The sequence below is a fragment of the Yersinia proxima genome (assembly GCF_902170785.1).
Lineage (GTDB): Bacteria > Pseudomonadota > Gammaproteobacteria > Enterobacterales > Enterobacteriaceae > Yersinia > Yersinia proxima.
This window is the reverse complement of sequence record NZ_CABHYG010000001.1, coordinates 1-13,647: the sequence shown is the minus strand read 5'-3', so window position 1 is coordinate 13,647 and position 13,647 is coordinate 1. Positions and strand designations below refer to the sequence as shown.

Below are 13,647 nucleotides of genomic sequence, written 5' to 3'. Positions count from 1 at the left end.
CAAATGATAATCACAATAACTATCAATATGTTTATTGATTTGTATAATCTGTCACTTATTATTTTTTGGGGAAAAGAGTTATTAGCTGGCCAAACACACCCAAAATAAATAATAAAAATATTACTAATCAAATAAATACATCATAGATAATTCGAGTTGCAGGAAGGCAACACAGTTATGTCGATAATAAAAAATAACCATGAATTTAGGATGGATTTACCCCTCGGGCAGCCCAGGACACGCTGGAGTATCAGCTTGCTGTTGGGGGTCGGGCTACACTTGCTTACCGCCGCGTTTATGCTCGGCTGGATAAATAAAATGGCCCCCCAGGGCGTGTTGCCCCCGGCGGTAATGATTGAACTGACGCTGTATCAACAAGCCAAATCGGTCCCTCGCGAAATCCCCCAAGGGCTGCAGCAAAGCATGGCAGCACCGGATGATGCTCCCCCCGAAAAACGGCCGGAAGAGTTACCAAAATTAACCCACTCCGCTAAAGGCACCCATGCTATTCGGCCGGAGAAAGTGGTACAGAAGAAAAAAATAGAACCGATTAAACCACGGACAGACACTCCGCTGCCGGTCGTCGCAGAGAAGGCGGCCCCAACCACCAGCGCGCCATTACCGGGTGAGAGTCATAAAAACACCGCGACTTTTTCCAGCGATGCTTCAGCCGCAATCAGTGGGAAAGCCTCATGGCAGAGTGATGTTCTGGCCCACCTATCGCGCTATAAACGCTATCCACGAGAAGCCTTGCGCTATCGCCTGGAAGGGATCAGCCACGTACGCTTTGTTGTTGATCATAAAGGAAAAGTATTAACTGCAGAGTTGTTCGCCAGCTCTGGCGCTAAAATGCTGGATCGTGAGGCAATGGTCCTGATTTCTCGTGCCCAACCATTACCCATTCCCCCCACCGAACTACTGCGCAACGGTGTGATTGAGTTGATAGCGCCAATTGCTTATAACGTGAAGGGTTAAAGCCAATATTCATGCAACGTATTTCATTCTGTTAAGTGATGAATTTCATATCATCATGTAATGAAATTCGTTCCTACCAGGCGCATTTTTAGATACTATAATTGCACTGGGAAAACGAAGGATGCAGGGATGATTGAAAATTTTAAAGATGGTCAGTCGGGTTCTTTAGCTCAATTCCATCTCAATAAAAATCGGGCTAAGGACATTCCGCTCACGATAGAGTCAGCTTTGGCACGTAAACTAGACCTTATCGAATACGCCACAACAGAACGCTCCTTATTTGCGCCTCCAAGTAATCATTACGAACGCTTATCGGGGTCACTGGAAGGGTGGTCAAGTATTCGAGTGAATATCCAATGGCGATTAATCTTTCGTTGGCGAGATGGCGCGGCGCAGGATGTTTATCTTGATCCACATAAATATTAGCAGGAGGTGTTATGGATACTATTTCGCGTGAACCAACCACTGTAGGCATCATGCTTCAGGAAGAGTTTATGAAACCTCTTAATATCACTCAGGCAAAACTGGGGGAAGCCCTAAATCTGTCTCGTCCCCGCATTGCGGAAATACTGAATGGTAAACGCCGTATCAGTATTGAAGAATCAGTGATGTTGGCAGCGTTGTTCGAAACGGACTCAGATTTTTGGATTAATGTTCAGGCTGGTCATGATCGTTGGGAAGCACGTCAACTGATGGCAACTAAAACAGATTTGAAACCGATTAAAGCCTTACTGGCGGGTTAAACCCGCCTTTAACAGTCTTATCGATTGCCCATTTCAGCGCTGAATCAGATAGCGGATAGTCGGGCCATCTTGCTGAATATCCAATACCGTATAGCCATAATTTCGGGCATCTAACGGAATATTATTAATAGATTGCGGGCAGTCACTGATCACTTCCAGGATTTCACCCGGTTTCAGTTGTGGCATCGCTTCGAGTGTGGCGACCGCTGGGTATGGACAGGGTTCGCCCACCATATCCAAACGGTAATCCGGCACGATAGCCGTAGGTGCTACTGAACTATCAATGGCTAAACTATCAACTGACGAAGAATGACTCATGATGGCTCCTTAACCAGAGTGGATGCAGTGGCTTTTTGTTGACGGAAGAAGCGCTTTTCCCACCACAACATGGCCACAAAAGCGATAGCCAACATCAGGTAAGTCACCAGTAACCCGCCGATTGGACCGAACGTTTCCAATAAGTTGACTTTGTCATAATTGGTCGCCAATGCCGGCGCAAAGTCATCCCAATAATACGCCAGAATAGTGGCACCAATAATATTACCCAGCCCCACCCACCAGTAGTGAATCTGCCCTTCTACCGCGCGATACATCCAGCCCGTTTCACAACCACCGGCCAGCACAATACCAAAACCAAACAGTAAACCGCCAATCACGGCATTCGGCCCAGCCCATAGAATCTTCGGTGCGACACCCAGTTGCACATAACTGAAAATCCCAATAGCACTGACCGCCATTCCCAGAATAATCGCTTTCGCCATGTGCGTGCGCCCGGTTATCCACAGGTCACGGAAGGCGGAGGTAAAGCAAATTTGCGCCCGCTCAATCAGAAGCCCAAACCCAATCCCACATAGCATGGCGATACCTAATTTTGGATGGCGGAACAACTCAATCAATGACCAGCCCAGCGCCAGAACAAACACCACCATACCGAGACGAAAACGTCGCGCAGCCCTGGTTGGGTGCTGGGTTAATGGCGCGGCTGCTGTCACTTTTTGCAATTTCACCGGAATACGAAACAACGGTAATAGCGTGAATTTGGCACCAAAATAGGAACCGGCTGCCGTCGCGAGCGCGAAGAACCAGGCATGCAGTGAAAACTGCGGAATACCGGTAAAGAAAGCCGCCAGATTACACCCCATTGCCAGCCGCGCACCAAAACCCGCAATAATGCCACCGACCAGTGCCTGAGCAATACGAATACCATGTTGGGGTTTGCGCAATTTCACATTGTTAGCCCACAGCGCAGCAGCAATGCATCCAGCAAACATCCCAATGATCATCATGCCATCGATGCGATCCAGTGGCGTCCCTTCTAAGCCGATAACTTTAAAATAACCCCACTCTTGCGGGTGCGCGCCAAACAGCTGCATTAGGTGGCCCCCCCAGCGAGTGAACTCACCAGTAACCGCCCAGAATGTACCGGTTAAACCAAAGTAATAAGTCGATAAGATACCGGCGGCAATTACCGCGGGTAGAGGGGCCCAGAAGCGCACCAAATATTGAGATTTAAACATCTGCCAGCTCACACTGACACCTCCAAAATACGTGTTGTCGCCGACAAGATAAGGCTCATATGCCGTAGCGAGAAAATAGACCTACGTATAATAAGCCAATTATTTCTTTAATGAAGGGATGATGTATTGAAAATTAGATGTTAGACAAAAGTTAACCCAGTGGGGTGAGATATCTGGCTCGCAGGTATCTATCGTGAATCAAAATTATTATTCGGGATTTTATAGCCCAGCGCCAAACCATTAACTAGTCATTGATACTCATTAAATCCTCCTATTCCATAAGTGACCTCATACTGGACGGACATTGCTGAAAACGACGACGGAAACTATCTGAGAAATGGGCATGATTACTAAAACCACACTCCATGGCGATATCTGCCACACGGAGTCGCGTGGATAGCAACAGCTCACAACCTTTTTTCAAACGTTGATCCAGTAGCCATTGTTTTGCAGACATTCCAAATTTCTCATAAAATAAAAAATTCAATTTACGTGTCGAAATGCCTAATTCGCTGGCATAACGCGAAACTGTCCAAGGATTAAGGCGATTCTTCTCAAAAAACTCTAGTAATTCATTATTAGTTCCGACAATTGATTCTAATAATCTGGAGAAATAAACACAATCTAAGCCCAAACAATAAAGATAAAGAAACCGCAGTGATAGAGTCCGATCAATATCAACTAATTTCTCGGCAGAACAAATAATATTGTTGTTCACCGGTAATATTTTACAACACTCATGTGTATTTTGTGGCAGCCGAAACTTATTTGGTTGTGCCATCTTACTCGCTAAATCCTGATAAAGTGGTAAAAGATCTATCGGATAACACAATATAGAGATAAAAATGTTTTGTGAAAAAGAGTGTATACTCGCTTGCTCATCGGTAATGACTAAACTACTGGCAGGCACGGTATAACAGATCCCGTCCCTACGTAATCTTTCCTCTTGCCGAAATAGAATAAACTGTATTGATTTCATAATATCCCTTCGAGTGTTATAGCTATAACACAAGATTGGCAAATAATGTAGCAAGGTGACATCCGGTATAAACCTTAAATTTAATTAAACTATAATTTATATTCCCCGATTAACATAGTAATTTACTCGTTATCTGATGTCGTACAGGGTCGTTTAAAAATATAATTTCTCGATGATTCATTTTCATTATCCGCTAGTTGTTAGAAGTTAAATGAATCTATAACGAGTAGTAACGAAATCAGTTTAATTCTTGATATCAAATTTTGACTGTGGCGTACTAAAAAAAATAGTCAGGTGGCTTTATGGAAAAATCATCATCACTCGTCACTCGATTGATACACTTACTCAGCATAACCCTAATGGCCATTTGGTTAATCTCAATTACTACAAAGATGCTCTTTTCATATGAAGATACACGTCAGCAGTCTGAATATGGTCATCCAATAACTCAGGTTTACGACACTGGAGGTCAAACCTATTATTTTGATAGTTATACGATTAACAAAAAAGAAGGTTTCACAACATTCAAGCCGCAGAAGCCTGTATTACATCAAATTTCATTTTCACTGACTATTTTTTTATTACTCACCTTGTCACTTTATTTATTATTATGGAGCTTCATCAATATTATTAATGTCACAGGAACATGTGCAATTGAGCCTCGCTCACTCATTAAACACATGGATGAATCATGGTATATTACCCACACTTACAACTATTTAGTGAATAATAAATGCGACATATTGGAAATAAAATAAAAGGAACGGACACCGGCATTGGTAAAGTCTAAGTAGTGTAAATCCGACAATAAACTATAAAATCCGCCCCCCTTTAGATGGGGCTTTAGACGCGGCCTAGTTATTACAAAATAATCCATTGTCTATTTCAACCACAGGGCACCCATGAGGCCATTTAAATTATCAAGTAAAGGAATAAGTTTATGAATACAAAATTATTAATTGTGGACGATCATGAACTGATTATTAATGGCATCAAAAATATGCTTGCAGCTTATCCACGCTATCAGATTGTCGGTGAGGCAGAGAATGGGTTGGAGGTGTATAACTTATGTCGCCAAACCGAACCAGATATCGTCATTATTGATTTAGGGTTGCCTGGCATGAACGGTTTTGATGTCATTATTCAACTTATTCGCCGCTGGCCAGCCATGAAGATTCTGGTATTAACCGCTCGTCATGAAGAGCACTACGCCAGCCGAACACTGAATAATGGCGCACTAGGGTATGTTCTGAAGAAAAGCCCACAGAAAATTTTGATAGCGGCCATTCAAACTGTGGCAGCGGGTAAGCGCTATATTGACCCCGCGCTCAATAGCATGTTATTGAGCAAATTGACTCAAGATAGCGAGACAAATCAAACCATTTTAACACCACGCGAACGGCAAATATTGAAACTTATCACCGAAGGGTCCTGTAATCGTATTATCGCAACTCAGCTTTCTATCAGCCAGAAAACCGTTGAAACCCATCGCCTTAATATGATGAAAAAACTGGATGTGCACAAAGTCGCCGAATTGATTCAATGGTCATATCGTTTAGGTTTAAATGAGTAATGCCAATAAGTTATCGGCATGATCATGATTTATGAGCGTGGTAAATAAAAACCCCCTGTTAGTTTCTCACCAACAGGGGGTTTTTTACTAATAAGAGAAAACGTGATGGTTAGCTTTGAACCGGTGTTTGTTTCGGTGCAAACAATGTTTTCTCATAAGCCTTGGCTTTCTTATGATCAAACTGATGTTCCCACTTGGCAATAACCAACACTGCTAATGCATTACCCACTACATTCAGTGCAGTACGCGCCATATCCAAAATACGGTCAACACCCGCTATAAAGGCTAAGCCTTCTAACGGAATACCGACGCTACCTAATGTTGCCAGCAAAACAACAAAAGAGACACCCGGAACGCCAGCGATACCTTTCGAAGTCACCATCAAGGTCAGCACGAGAATAATCTCTTGCCCGATTGACAGTTCAATGCCGTAAAGCTGGGCAATAAATATAGCAGCAATACTTTGGTATAAAGTGGAGCCATCCAAATTAAATGAATAACCAGTTGGTACGACAAAGCTGGTAATCGCTTTTGGCGCGCCATAAGCCTCCATTTTTTCGATAATTCGCGGCAATACAGTTTCAGAACTAGCCGTAGAATAAGCAAGAATCAGCTCATCCTTTAGAATTCGAATCAATGTCCAAATACGCAACTTACATAATCTCGCCACGGTGCCCAGCACCACTAAAGCAAAGAAAATAATAGCGGCGTAAACCAGAACAACCAATTTGGCGAGCGGAATCAATGATGCAAAACCAAAATTGGCGACCGTTACCGAGATCAGACCAAACACCCCGATCGGCGCATAACGCATAATCATGTGTGTGACTTTGAACATGCTTTCAGATACGGCTTTAAACACATTCAACAGTGGTTCTTTGGTTTCTTTTGGCAATGAAGATAGCCCTAAACCAAACAACACTGAGAAGAAAATAATTGGCAACATATCGCCTTTTGCCATAGAAGAAAAGACGTTAGCAGGGATCAGCGACAGAATGGTGCTTACCAGGCTGTGGCTACTACTTTGTACTTGTTCAGTGGTCTTTTCATACTGAGATATATCAACTACAGTCAACGCTGACATATCAATGCCGTGCCCTGGCTGGAACACATTCGCCAAGGTGATCCCGACAATAATGGCAACAGTCGTGATGACTTCGAAATAGATGATGGTTTTTAGACCGATTCTCCCAAGTTTCTTCGCATCACCAACACCGGCAATACCTACGATCAAGGTTGAAATAACGATCGGCACCACAATCATTTTAATTAAGCGGATAAAAATATCGCCCGCTGGGCTTAAAATATTATTAACTAACCATTCTCTTGATTCAATTTGGTTATGCAAAACTGCACCAACCAAAATACCTAATACCAATGCAATGAGTATTTGCCAGGCCAGACTTATTTTTACACTTTTCATACCCTAAAAATTCCTCAAAGCATTCTATAAAATGCAAGTTACCAAGCATCTCAAATAGAATACTTAATCATTAAATACGGGGCTATAGTTGATAAAACTTATGGCCCAGCCTCCCGTCAGCCGTCCACGTTATAAATCAGTATCATTTCTAGGCACTCCTCTGCAAGCCTTGTTTACACTACGCCTACATCGCACCTATGCTTAAAATCAGCCAAAATAATCACTAATCATCAGTAAATATTTGTTATTAAAAAAGTAAAATACATCAATGGCAAATAACAGCCTAACCGATCAGTAGGAAAAGTGAGCGAAATTAAATTATTGCATAATCCATAATTATGTTTTGTTTTGTGGGTTATTTTGTTTACATCTTGTTAATTTACGTTGTTGTAATTCTCCGCTTATTTTGGGTATTCCGCAACCAAAGTCTATTTTTTTTGAGAAAATTCTCAAACAAAGATGGAAATAATAAAAACATTAAAATGCATACTTATGCCGCTCATCTTTTATTTTCCAGTACATATTCCGTCTTGGAATATATATTATTTTTTAATTACAGTAAGAGATTAAAATAATGTTTATTCTTCATCGGTAAATAGATATTATTTTTTCTGGTTAACTACTAATACCGCTCAGTGTTAATCACGTAGCGTTAATATCATTCACATTGTCAGTCTAAAGATATCCTCTTTTCGTGCAGAAAATGAGCTGATGCCCACATTTCCTTTCCTTTATAGCATGGTCAAATCGCGGCTCTTCTATCATTAAGATATCGATTCACCACTCAGCACATTAAGTAAGTCTCTAAATCAACATCTTTTATGCGTGATCTGTCGCCCAAAAAAGAAACAAAACATCGCCTCACACTATAATTAACTTTTGATTGACATATTATTAACAATCTCAAGGAGAATGATGATGAGCCAAATACATAAGCACTCTATTCCAACTGCAATTGCAGAGCATGCCCTGATAAACCCAGAACAATATCACCAATACTATCAACAATCGGTTCAGAACCCAGATGAATTCTGGGGTGAACATGGCAAGATTATTGATTGGATTAAACCGTATAAAACGGTGAAGAATACCTCTTTCGATCCCGGCCATGTCAGTATCCGCTGGTTTGAAGATGGTACATTGAACCTTGCAGCAAACTGTCTGGACCGCCATCTGGCAGAACGCGGTGATCAAACTGCGATTATCTGGGAAGGCGATGATCCTAATCAGTCCAAAACCGTTACATACAAACAACTTCATCATGATGTATGCCAGTTTGCCAATGTGCTGAAAAAACTGGGCATCAAGAAAGGTGATGTTGTTGCTATCTATATGCCAATGGTGCCAGAAGCTGCCGTTGCGATGCTAGCCTGCGCCCGTATTGGTGCGGTTCACTCGGTGATTTTTGGTGGATTCTCACCTGATGCAGTCGCTGGCCGAATTATCGACTCTAACTCAAAACTGGTGATTACTGCCGATGAAGGCATCCGTGCTGGCCGCGCAATCCCACTGAAAAAAAATGTCGATGAAGCGCTGAAAAACCCTGCCATTACCAGTATCAAAAATGTTGTTGTGTTCCAACGAACCGGCAATGCCAGTTATTGGAAAGATGGACGAGACCTGTGGTGGCACGACCTGATTAAAGATGCTTCGGCCGACTGCCCACCGGAAGAAATGAATGCGGAAGATCCGCTGTTTATCCTGTATACCTCCGGCTCTACCGGTAAACCGAAAGGGGTATTACATACCACCGGCGGTTATTTGGTTTACGCCGCACTGACTTTTAAATACGTTTTTGATTACCACCCTGGCGATATCTATTGGTGTACTGCTGATGTGGGTTGGGTCACTGGCCACAGCTATTTACTGTATGGGCCGCTGGCTTGTGGTGCTATTACCTTAATGTTTGAAGGTGTGCCGAACTATCCGGGCGTCAATCGCTTGGGTCAGGTGATTGATAAACATCAGGTCAATATTCTGTATACCGCCCCCACAGCCATCCGCGCCTTAATGGCCGAAGGTGACAAAGCCATCGAAGGCACTAAACGCACTTCGCTACGTATCATGGGATCGGTTGGGGAGCCGATTAACCCAGAGGCATGGGAATGGTATTACAATAAAATCGGTAATAGTAAATGCCCGATAGTTGATACCTGGTGGCAGACTGAAACCGGTGGTTTCATGATAACCCCACTCCCAGGTGCCACCGAATTGAAAGCAGGTTCTGCAACTCGCCCATTCTTTGGCGTTCAGCCGGCGCTGGTAGACAACCTGGGTAACCCGCAAGAAGGTGCCGCCGAAGGTAATCTGGTCATCACCGACTCGTGGCCCGGTCAGGCCCGTACCCTGTTTGGTGATCATGACCGCTTTGAACAGACCTATTTCTCTACCTTTAAAGGCATGTATTTCAGTGGTGATGGCGCACGTCGTGACGAAGATGGCTACTACTGGATAACGGGCCGGGTTGATGATGTGCTGAACGTATCAGGTCATCGTTTGGGTACTGCTGAAATTGAATCAGCGCTAGTTTCGCACCCAAAAATTGCTGAAGCCGCTGTCGTTGGTGTTCCGCATAACATCAAAGGCCAGGCTATCTATGCCTACATCACCTTGAATCATGGTGAAGAGCCAACTCCTGAGCTGTATACCGAGGTGCGCAATTGGGTACGTAAAGAGATTGGCCCAATCGCCACACCCGATATCTTGCACTGGACCGATTCATTACCAAAAACACGTTCGGGCAAAATTATGCGCCGGATCCTACGCAAAATCGCCGCAGGTGATACCAGTAACTTAGGGGATACCTCAACGCTCGCCGATCCGGGTGTCGTCGACAAGTTGCTGGAAGAAAAACAATCAATGCAAGCACCATCGTAAATTATGCCGCCTTCGGGCGGCACCTTATTTAATGCCTCAAAGGAGAGACTCTGATGAATGACAACATTTATCAAGAGATTGAAAATAACCCGCGTTTCAAAGAGTTGGTGCAAAAGCGCAGTCACTTTGCCTGGCTACTGTCGCTGATTACCCTGGCGCTGTATGTCGGTTTCATTTTCCTTATTGCTTTCGAACCACAATGGCTCGGCACCCCGCTATACGCGGGTGCGACCATTACTCGCGGCATTCCCGTTGGTGTGGGTTTGATTGTTATTTCTTTTGTTCTGACAGGTATTTACGTTATTCGTGCTAATGGCGAGTTTGACCGTCTGACGGCAGAAATTCTTCGTGAGGTGAAGCAATGAAGACTCGTCATTGGTCCGTACTTTCCTTATTAACTCTGCCTGCGCTGTCACAAGCAGAGGCAATTACCGGTGAAGTCCATCGTCAACCACTTAATATTGAAGCAATTGTGATGTTTGTGCTGTTTGTCGGCGCAACACTATATATCACCTACTGGGCATCTAAACGAACCCGTTCACGTGGCGATTATTACACTGCGGGTGGCCGTATAACCGGTTTCCAAAATGGTTTGGCGATTGCCGGTGACTTTATGTCAGCGGCCTCATTCCTCGGCATTTCTGCATTGGTTTATACCTCCGGTTACGATGGTCTGATTTATTCCATCGGCTTTTTAATCGGCTGGCCAATCATTCTATTTTTAATCGCTGAACGTCTGCGCAACCTGGGCCGCTATACTTTTGCCGATGTGGCATCTTACCGGCTGAAACAAAGACCTATCCGCACTTTATCTGCCTGTGGCTCGTTAGTTGTAGTGGCTTTATATCTGATTGCACAAATGGTCGGGGCAGGTAAATTAATTGAGTTGCTGTTCGGCTTGAACTACCACGTTGCCGTCGTATTGGTCGGTATCTTGATGGTGCTGTACGTCCTGTTTGGTGGCATGTTGGCCACAACATGGGTACAGATAATTAAAGCCGTATTACTGCTGGCTGGCGCTTCCTTTATGGCTCTCATGGTGATGAAGTCGGTTAACTTCAACTTCAATACACTGTTCAGCGAAGCAGTTAAAGTTCACCCTAAAGGCCTATCAATCATGAGCCCCGGAGGGTTGGTATCCGACCCTATATCCGCCTTGTCTCTTGGCCTGGCTTTGATGTTTGGTACTGCTGGCTTGCCACATATTCTGATGCGCTTCTTTACTGTAAGTGATGCCAAAGAAGCCCGTAAAAGCGTGTTCTATGCAACAGGCTTTATCGGTTACTTCTACATATTGACCTTTATTATTGGTTTTGGCGCGATCCTGTTAGTCGGCCCAAATCCAGCCTTTAAAGATGCGGCCGGCGCATTGCTGGGCGGCAACAATATGGCGGCAGTTCATCTGGCTGATGCTGTAGGCGGTAGTTTCTTCTTAGGCTTTATCTCAGCTGTTGCCTTTGCAACTATTCTGGCGGTGGTCGCGGGTCTGACATTAGCAGGTGCATCTGCGGTTTCTCATGACCTTTACGCCAGTGTCATCAAGAAGGGCAAAGCAAATGAGCGTGATGAACTGAAAGTATCGAAAATCACTGTCGTGGTTTTAGGGTTTGTCGCAATCGGCTTAGGTATTCTGTTTGAAAAACAAAATATTGCCTTCATGGTTGGCCTGGCATTCTCCATTGCCGCCAGTTGTAACTTCCCTATTATTTTCATTTCTATGTATTGGGAAAAGCTGACGACTCGCGGAGCAATGATTGGAGGCTGGTTAGGGTTACTAACTGCGGTCATCCTGATGATTTTAGGCCCAACAATCTGGGTAACTATCCTGGGACATGCAAAACCAATTTATCCCTATGAATACCCTGCACTATTCTCAATGATAGTGGCGTTCGTCGGGATCTGGTTCTTCTCCATTACCGATAACTCAGAAGAGGGCCAGCAAGAACGGCTGCGCTTTAAAGCCCAGTTTGTACGTTCACAAACTGGCTTGGGTGCCTCTCAGAGCAGTTCTCACTAATTCGGTTGATTTCACACAAGGCCCTGCGGGGCCTTTTTTTTATGGTTTGAGCCAGCGATCTAACCACGGGAACACCACATCTTGTTGCTCTTGATAAAATACATGCCCCAATGCTGGCCAATTGCGCGTGACCAACCGTGACTCCGCATTCTGTGAACGCCAAATGGCATGTACTTTGTTATATGCCTCTTGCACAGCATCCGATGGGAATAACTTATCTTTTCCGCCGTTAAAAAGTAGCATCGGCTTTGGTGCAGCTAAACTGGCAATATCGGGAAAATCTAACTTATTGGCAATGCCAGGGTGCAGCATATAAAAAGCGGATTGTCCGCGGAGTACGTTATTCCCTGGTGTCATCAGGCCTTGGTAGTTACCAAACCAAGATATAGCCGCAGTTGCAGCCACTTTATCCGACAATGCAGCTAGCTGCCAGGCGCGATAAGCACCCATAGAAAAACCTACAACGCCAATACGCTGCGGATCAACTGATGGCAATGTCGCCAGAAAATCAACAGTTCGCATATCCTCATAAGCCATTGTTCCCGCTAATGATCGCCCAAGATTAAAGAAGTTACTGGCTAAGGCTTGTTGCTGCTCATAGCTGATAGGGCCTCTATCACCCCAACCAATAGCATCGATGGATAGCACCACATATCCTCGTTTTGCCAATTCATCGCCAATGAACTTACCGCCGAAGAATTTATCTGACCATTCTTGTGCTGAGGCAAGCTGCGCGCTATCCCCCCAAGGACGAATCATTTTCTCTTTGCCAATATCAAACTTGGAGCCATGATCATGCAATAAAACAATCGCCGGATGAGGCCCTTTGCTCTTTGGCGTCAATAGTAATCCCTGCACTCGGCTTTCATCTGTGATATTAAACACTATCTTTTCAGCAATATAGCTACCACGTTCTTGTTGATCGATCTTTTCTGCGGAGAAAGCAATGGTTGAGTCAGGAGTGAGTAGTGCCTGTCGAAGAACTTTTCTGGTATCACTCTTCCACAAAGCAAAATCAGTATATTGACCTGCCAACCATGAGCTTTGATAAGTCATTTGCTTTTTTAGCTGTGGATAAAACACCGGTAGGTTGTTTTCAGTAATGGCTACTTTTTGGTATGTCACTGGGCTTGCCTGAACCGCTGTACAGGTAAGCGTCGTCGCCAATATTGCGGTATATACAAAGAGACCAGCATTCATTTAGACCTCAATAATCAAAACATCGTTTCAATTTTAGAATCAATGATTCTAAGGAAATGAAGTTTTATTTCTGTGGTCGTGGTTATAAAAATGGCAGAAAAATTAATACAGCAGGAATATTGTCTTGGCATCCAAGCATTCTGTCAGCTTAGATATATGCAATAACCACATACCTGTATATGTGATTCATATATCGTTAAGTCGTTTCCAAATTTCAGATATAAAAAAAGCCCTCTGCACAGCAGAAGGCTCTTTCTTTGGCTTTCATATTTCACACATAGCAAAAACCCCACGCTTTTGGCATGGGGTCTCGGCTTATTTGATGCCTGGCAGTGTCCTACTC

At 43.9% G+C, this 13,647-nt stretch carries 14 protein-coding genes; 9 read left to right on the top strand and 5 right to left on the bottom strand.

Annotated elements, in window-relative coordinates:
• Positions 1-255: 255 nt before the first annotated feature.
• The 3 genes from FTB31_RS00070 (at position 256) to FTB31_RS00060 (ending at position 1,718) form a co-directional block, all read left to right on the top strand.
• On the top strand, positions 256-975 hold the full coding sequence (locus FTB31_RS00070; protein WP_050078900.1) for an energy transducer TonB: 720 nt from the start codon (positions 256-258) through the stop codon (positions 973-975).
• Positions 976-1,104: 129 nt separating this feature from the next.
• The gene (locus FTB31_RS00065; protein WP_050078888.1) at positions 1,105-1,401 is read left to right on the top strand and encodes a type II toxin-antitoxin system RelE/ParE family toxin; all 297 of its coding nucleotides are present in this window, start codon (positions 1,105-1,107) and stop codon (positions 1,399-1,401) included.
• Between the two features lie 11 nt (positions 1,402-1,412).
• Positions 1,413-1,718 carry a HigA family addiction module antitoxin gene (locus FTB31_RS00060; RefSeq protein WP_019080754.1) on the top strand — a complete coding sequence of 102 codons (306 nt, stop codon included), beginning with the start codon at positions 1,413-1,415 and terminating at the stop codon, positions 1,716-1,718.
• Positions 1,719-1,751: 33 nt separating this feature from the next.
• Here FTB31_RS00060 and yedF read toward each other — a convergent pair whose 3' ends face one another.
• The 3 genes from yedF to FTB31_RS00045 form a co-directional block, all read right to left on the bottom strand.
• The gene (gene yedF / locus FTB31_RS00055) at positions 1,752-2,036 is read right to left on the bottom strand and encodes a sulfurtransferase-like selenium metabolism protein YedF (RefSeq protein ID WP_050078889.1); all 285 of its coding nucleotides are present in this window, start codon (positions 2,034-2,036) and stop codon (positions 1,752-1,754) included.
• A complete protein-coding gene (gene yedE / locus FTB31_RS00050; protein ID WP_050078890.1) occupies positions 2,033-3,247 on the bottom strand; it encodes a selenium metabolism membrane protein YedE/FdhT in 1,215 nt (404 codons plus the stop codon). Before yedE ends, yedF begins: the two co-directional genes overlap by 4 nt.
• Positions 3,248-3,506: 259 nt before the next feature.
• Entirely contained in the window at positions 3,507-4,214 is a 708-nt protein-coding gene (locus FTB31_RS00045; RefSeq protein WP_139343759.1) for a helix-turn-helix transcriptional regulator, read from the bottom strand.
• A gap of 302 nt (positions 4,215-4,516) precedes the next feature.
• Here FTB31_RS00045 and FTB31_RS00040 point away from each other — a divergent pair, with 302 nt between their 5' ends.
• On the top strand, positions 4,517-4,972 hold the full coding sequence (locus FTB31_RS00040; RefSeq protein WP_077295815.1) for a hypothetical protein: 456 nt from the start codon (positions 4,517-4,519) through the stop codon (positions 4,970-4,972).
• A 182-nt stretch (positions 4,973-5,154) separates the two neighbouring features.
• Positions 5,155-5,787, top strand: a complete 633-nt coding sequence (locus FTB31_RS00035) for a two component system response regulator (protein ID WP_077175623.1) — start codon at positions 5,155-5,157, stop codon at positions 5,785-5,787.
• Positions 5,788-5,896: 109 nt separating this feature from the next.
• Here the strand turns inward: FTB31_RS00035 and gltP are convergent, their stop codons facing one another.
• Positions 5,897-7,210: a glutamate/aspartate:proton symporter GltP gene (gene gltP / locus FTB31_RS00030; RefSeq protein ID WP_050078894.1), complete on the bottom strand. Its 1,314-nt coding sequence runs from the start codon at positions 7,208-7,210 to the stop codon at positions 5,897-5,899.
• A gap of 918 nt (positions 7,211-8,128) precedes the next feature.
• On the opposite strand from gltP, the gene acs reads away from it, so the two are divergent.
• From acs to actP, 3 genes are read left to right on the top strand one after another with little or no spacing between them, the layout of a single operon-like run.
• Positions 8,129-10,087 carry an acetate--CoA ligase gene (gene acs, locus FTB31_RS00025; RefSeq protein ID WP_227727187.1) on the top strand — a complete coding sequence of 653 codons (1,959 nt, stop codon included), beginning with the start codon at positions 8,129-8,131 and terminating at the stop codon, positions 10,085-10,087.
• Between the two features lie 53 nt (positions 10,088-10,140).
• Positions 10,141-10,452 (top strand): DUF485 domain-containing protein, encoded by a 312-nt coding sequence (locus FTB31_RS00020; protein WP_005156735.1) that lies wholly within the window; start codon positions 10,141-10,143, stop codon positions 10,450-10,452.
• Entirely contained in the window at positions 10,449-12,104 is a 1,656-nt protein-coding gene (gene actP / locus FTB31_RS00015; protein WP_077175620.1) for a cation/acetate symporter ActP, read from the top strand. Before FTB31_RS00020 ends, actP begins: the two co-directional genes overlap by 4 nt.
• 39 nt (positions 12,105-12,143) lie before the next feature.
• Here actP and FTB31_RS00010 read toward each other — a convergent pair whose 3' ends face one another.
• Entirely contained in the window at positions 12,144-13,304 is a 1,161-nt protein-coding gene (locus FTB31_RS00010) for a dienelactone hydrolase family protein (protein ID WP_050079023.1), read from the bottom strand.
• A gap of 124 nt (positions 13,305-13,428) precedes the next feature.
• Between FTB31_RS00010 and FTB31_RS00005 the strand changes: the two genes are divergently transcribed.
• Positions 13,429-13,647: hypothetical protein (locus FTB31_RS00005; RefSeq protein ID WP_227730987.1), on the top strand; the 219-nt coding region annotated here is incomplete at its 3' end.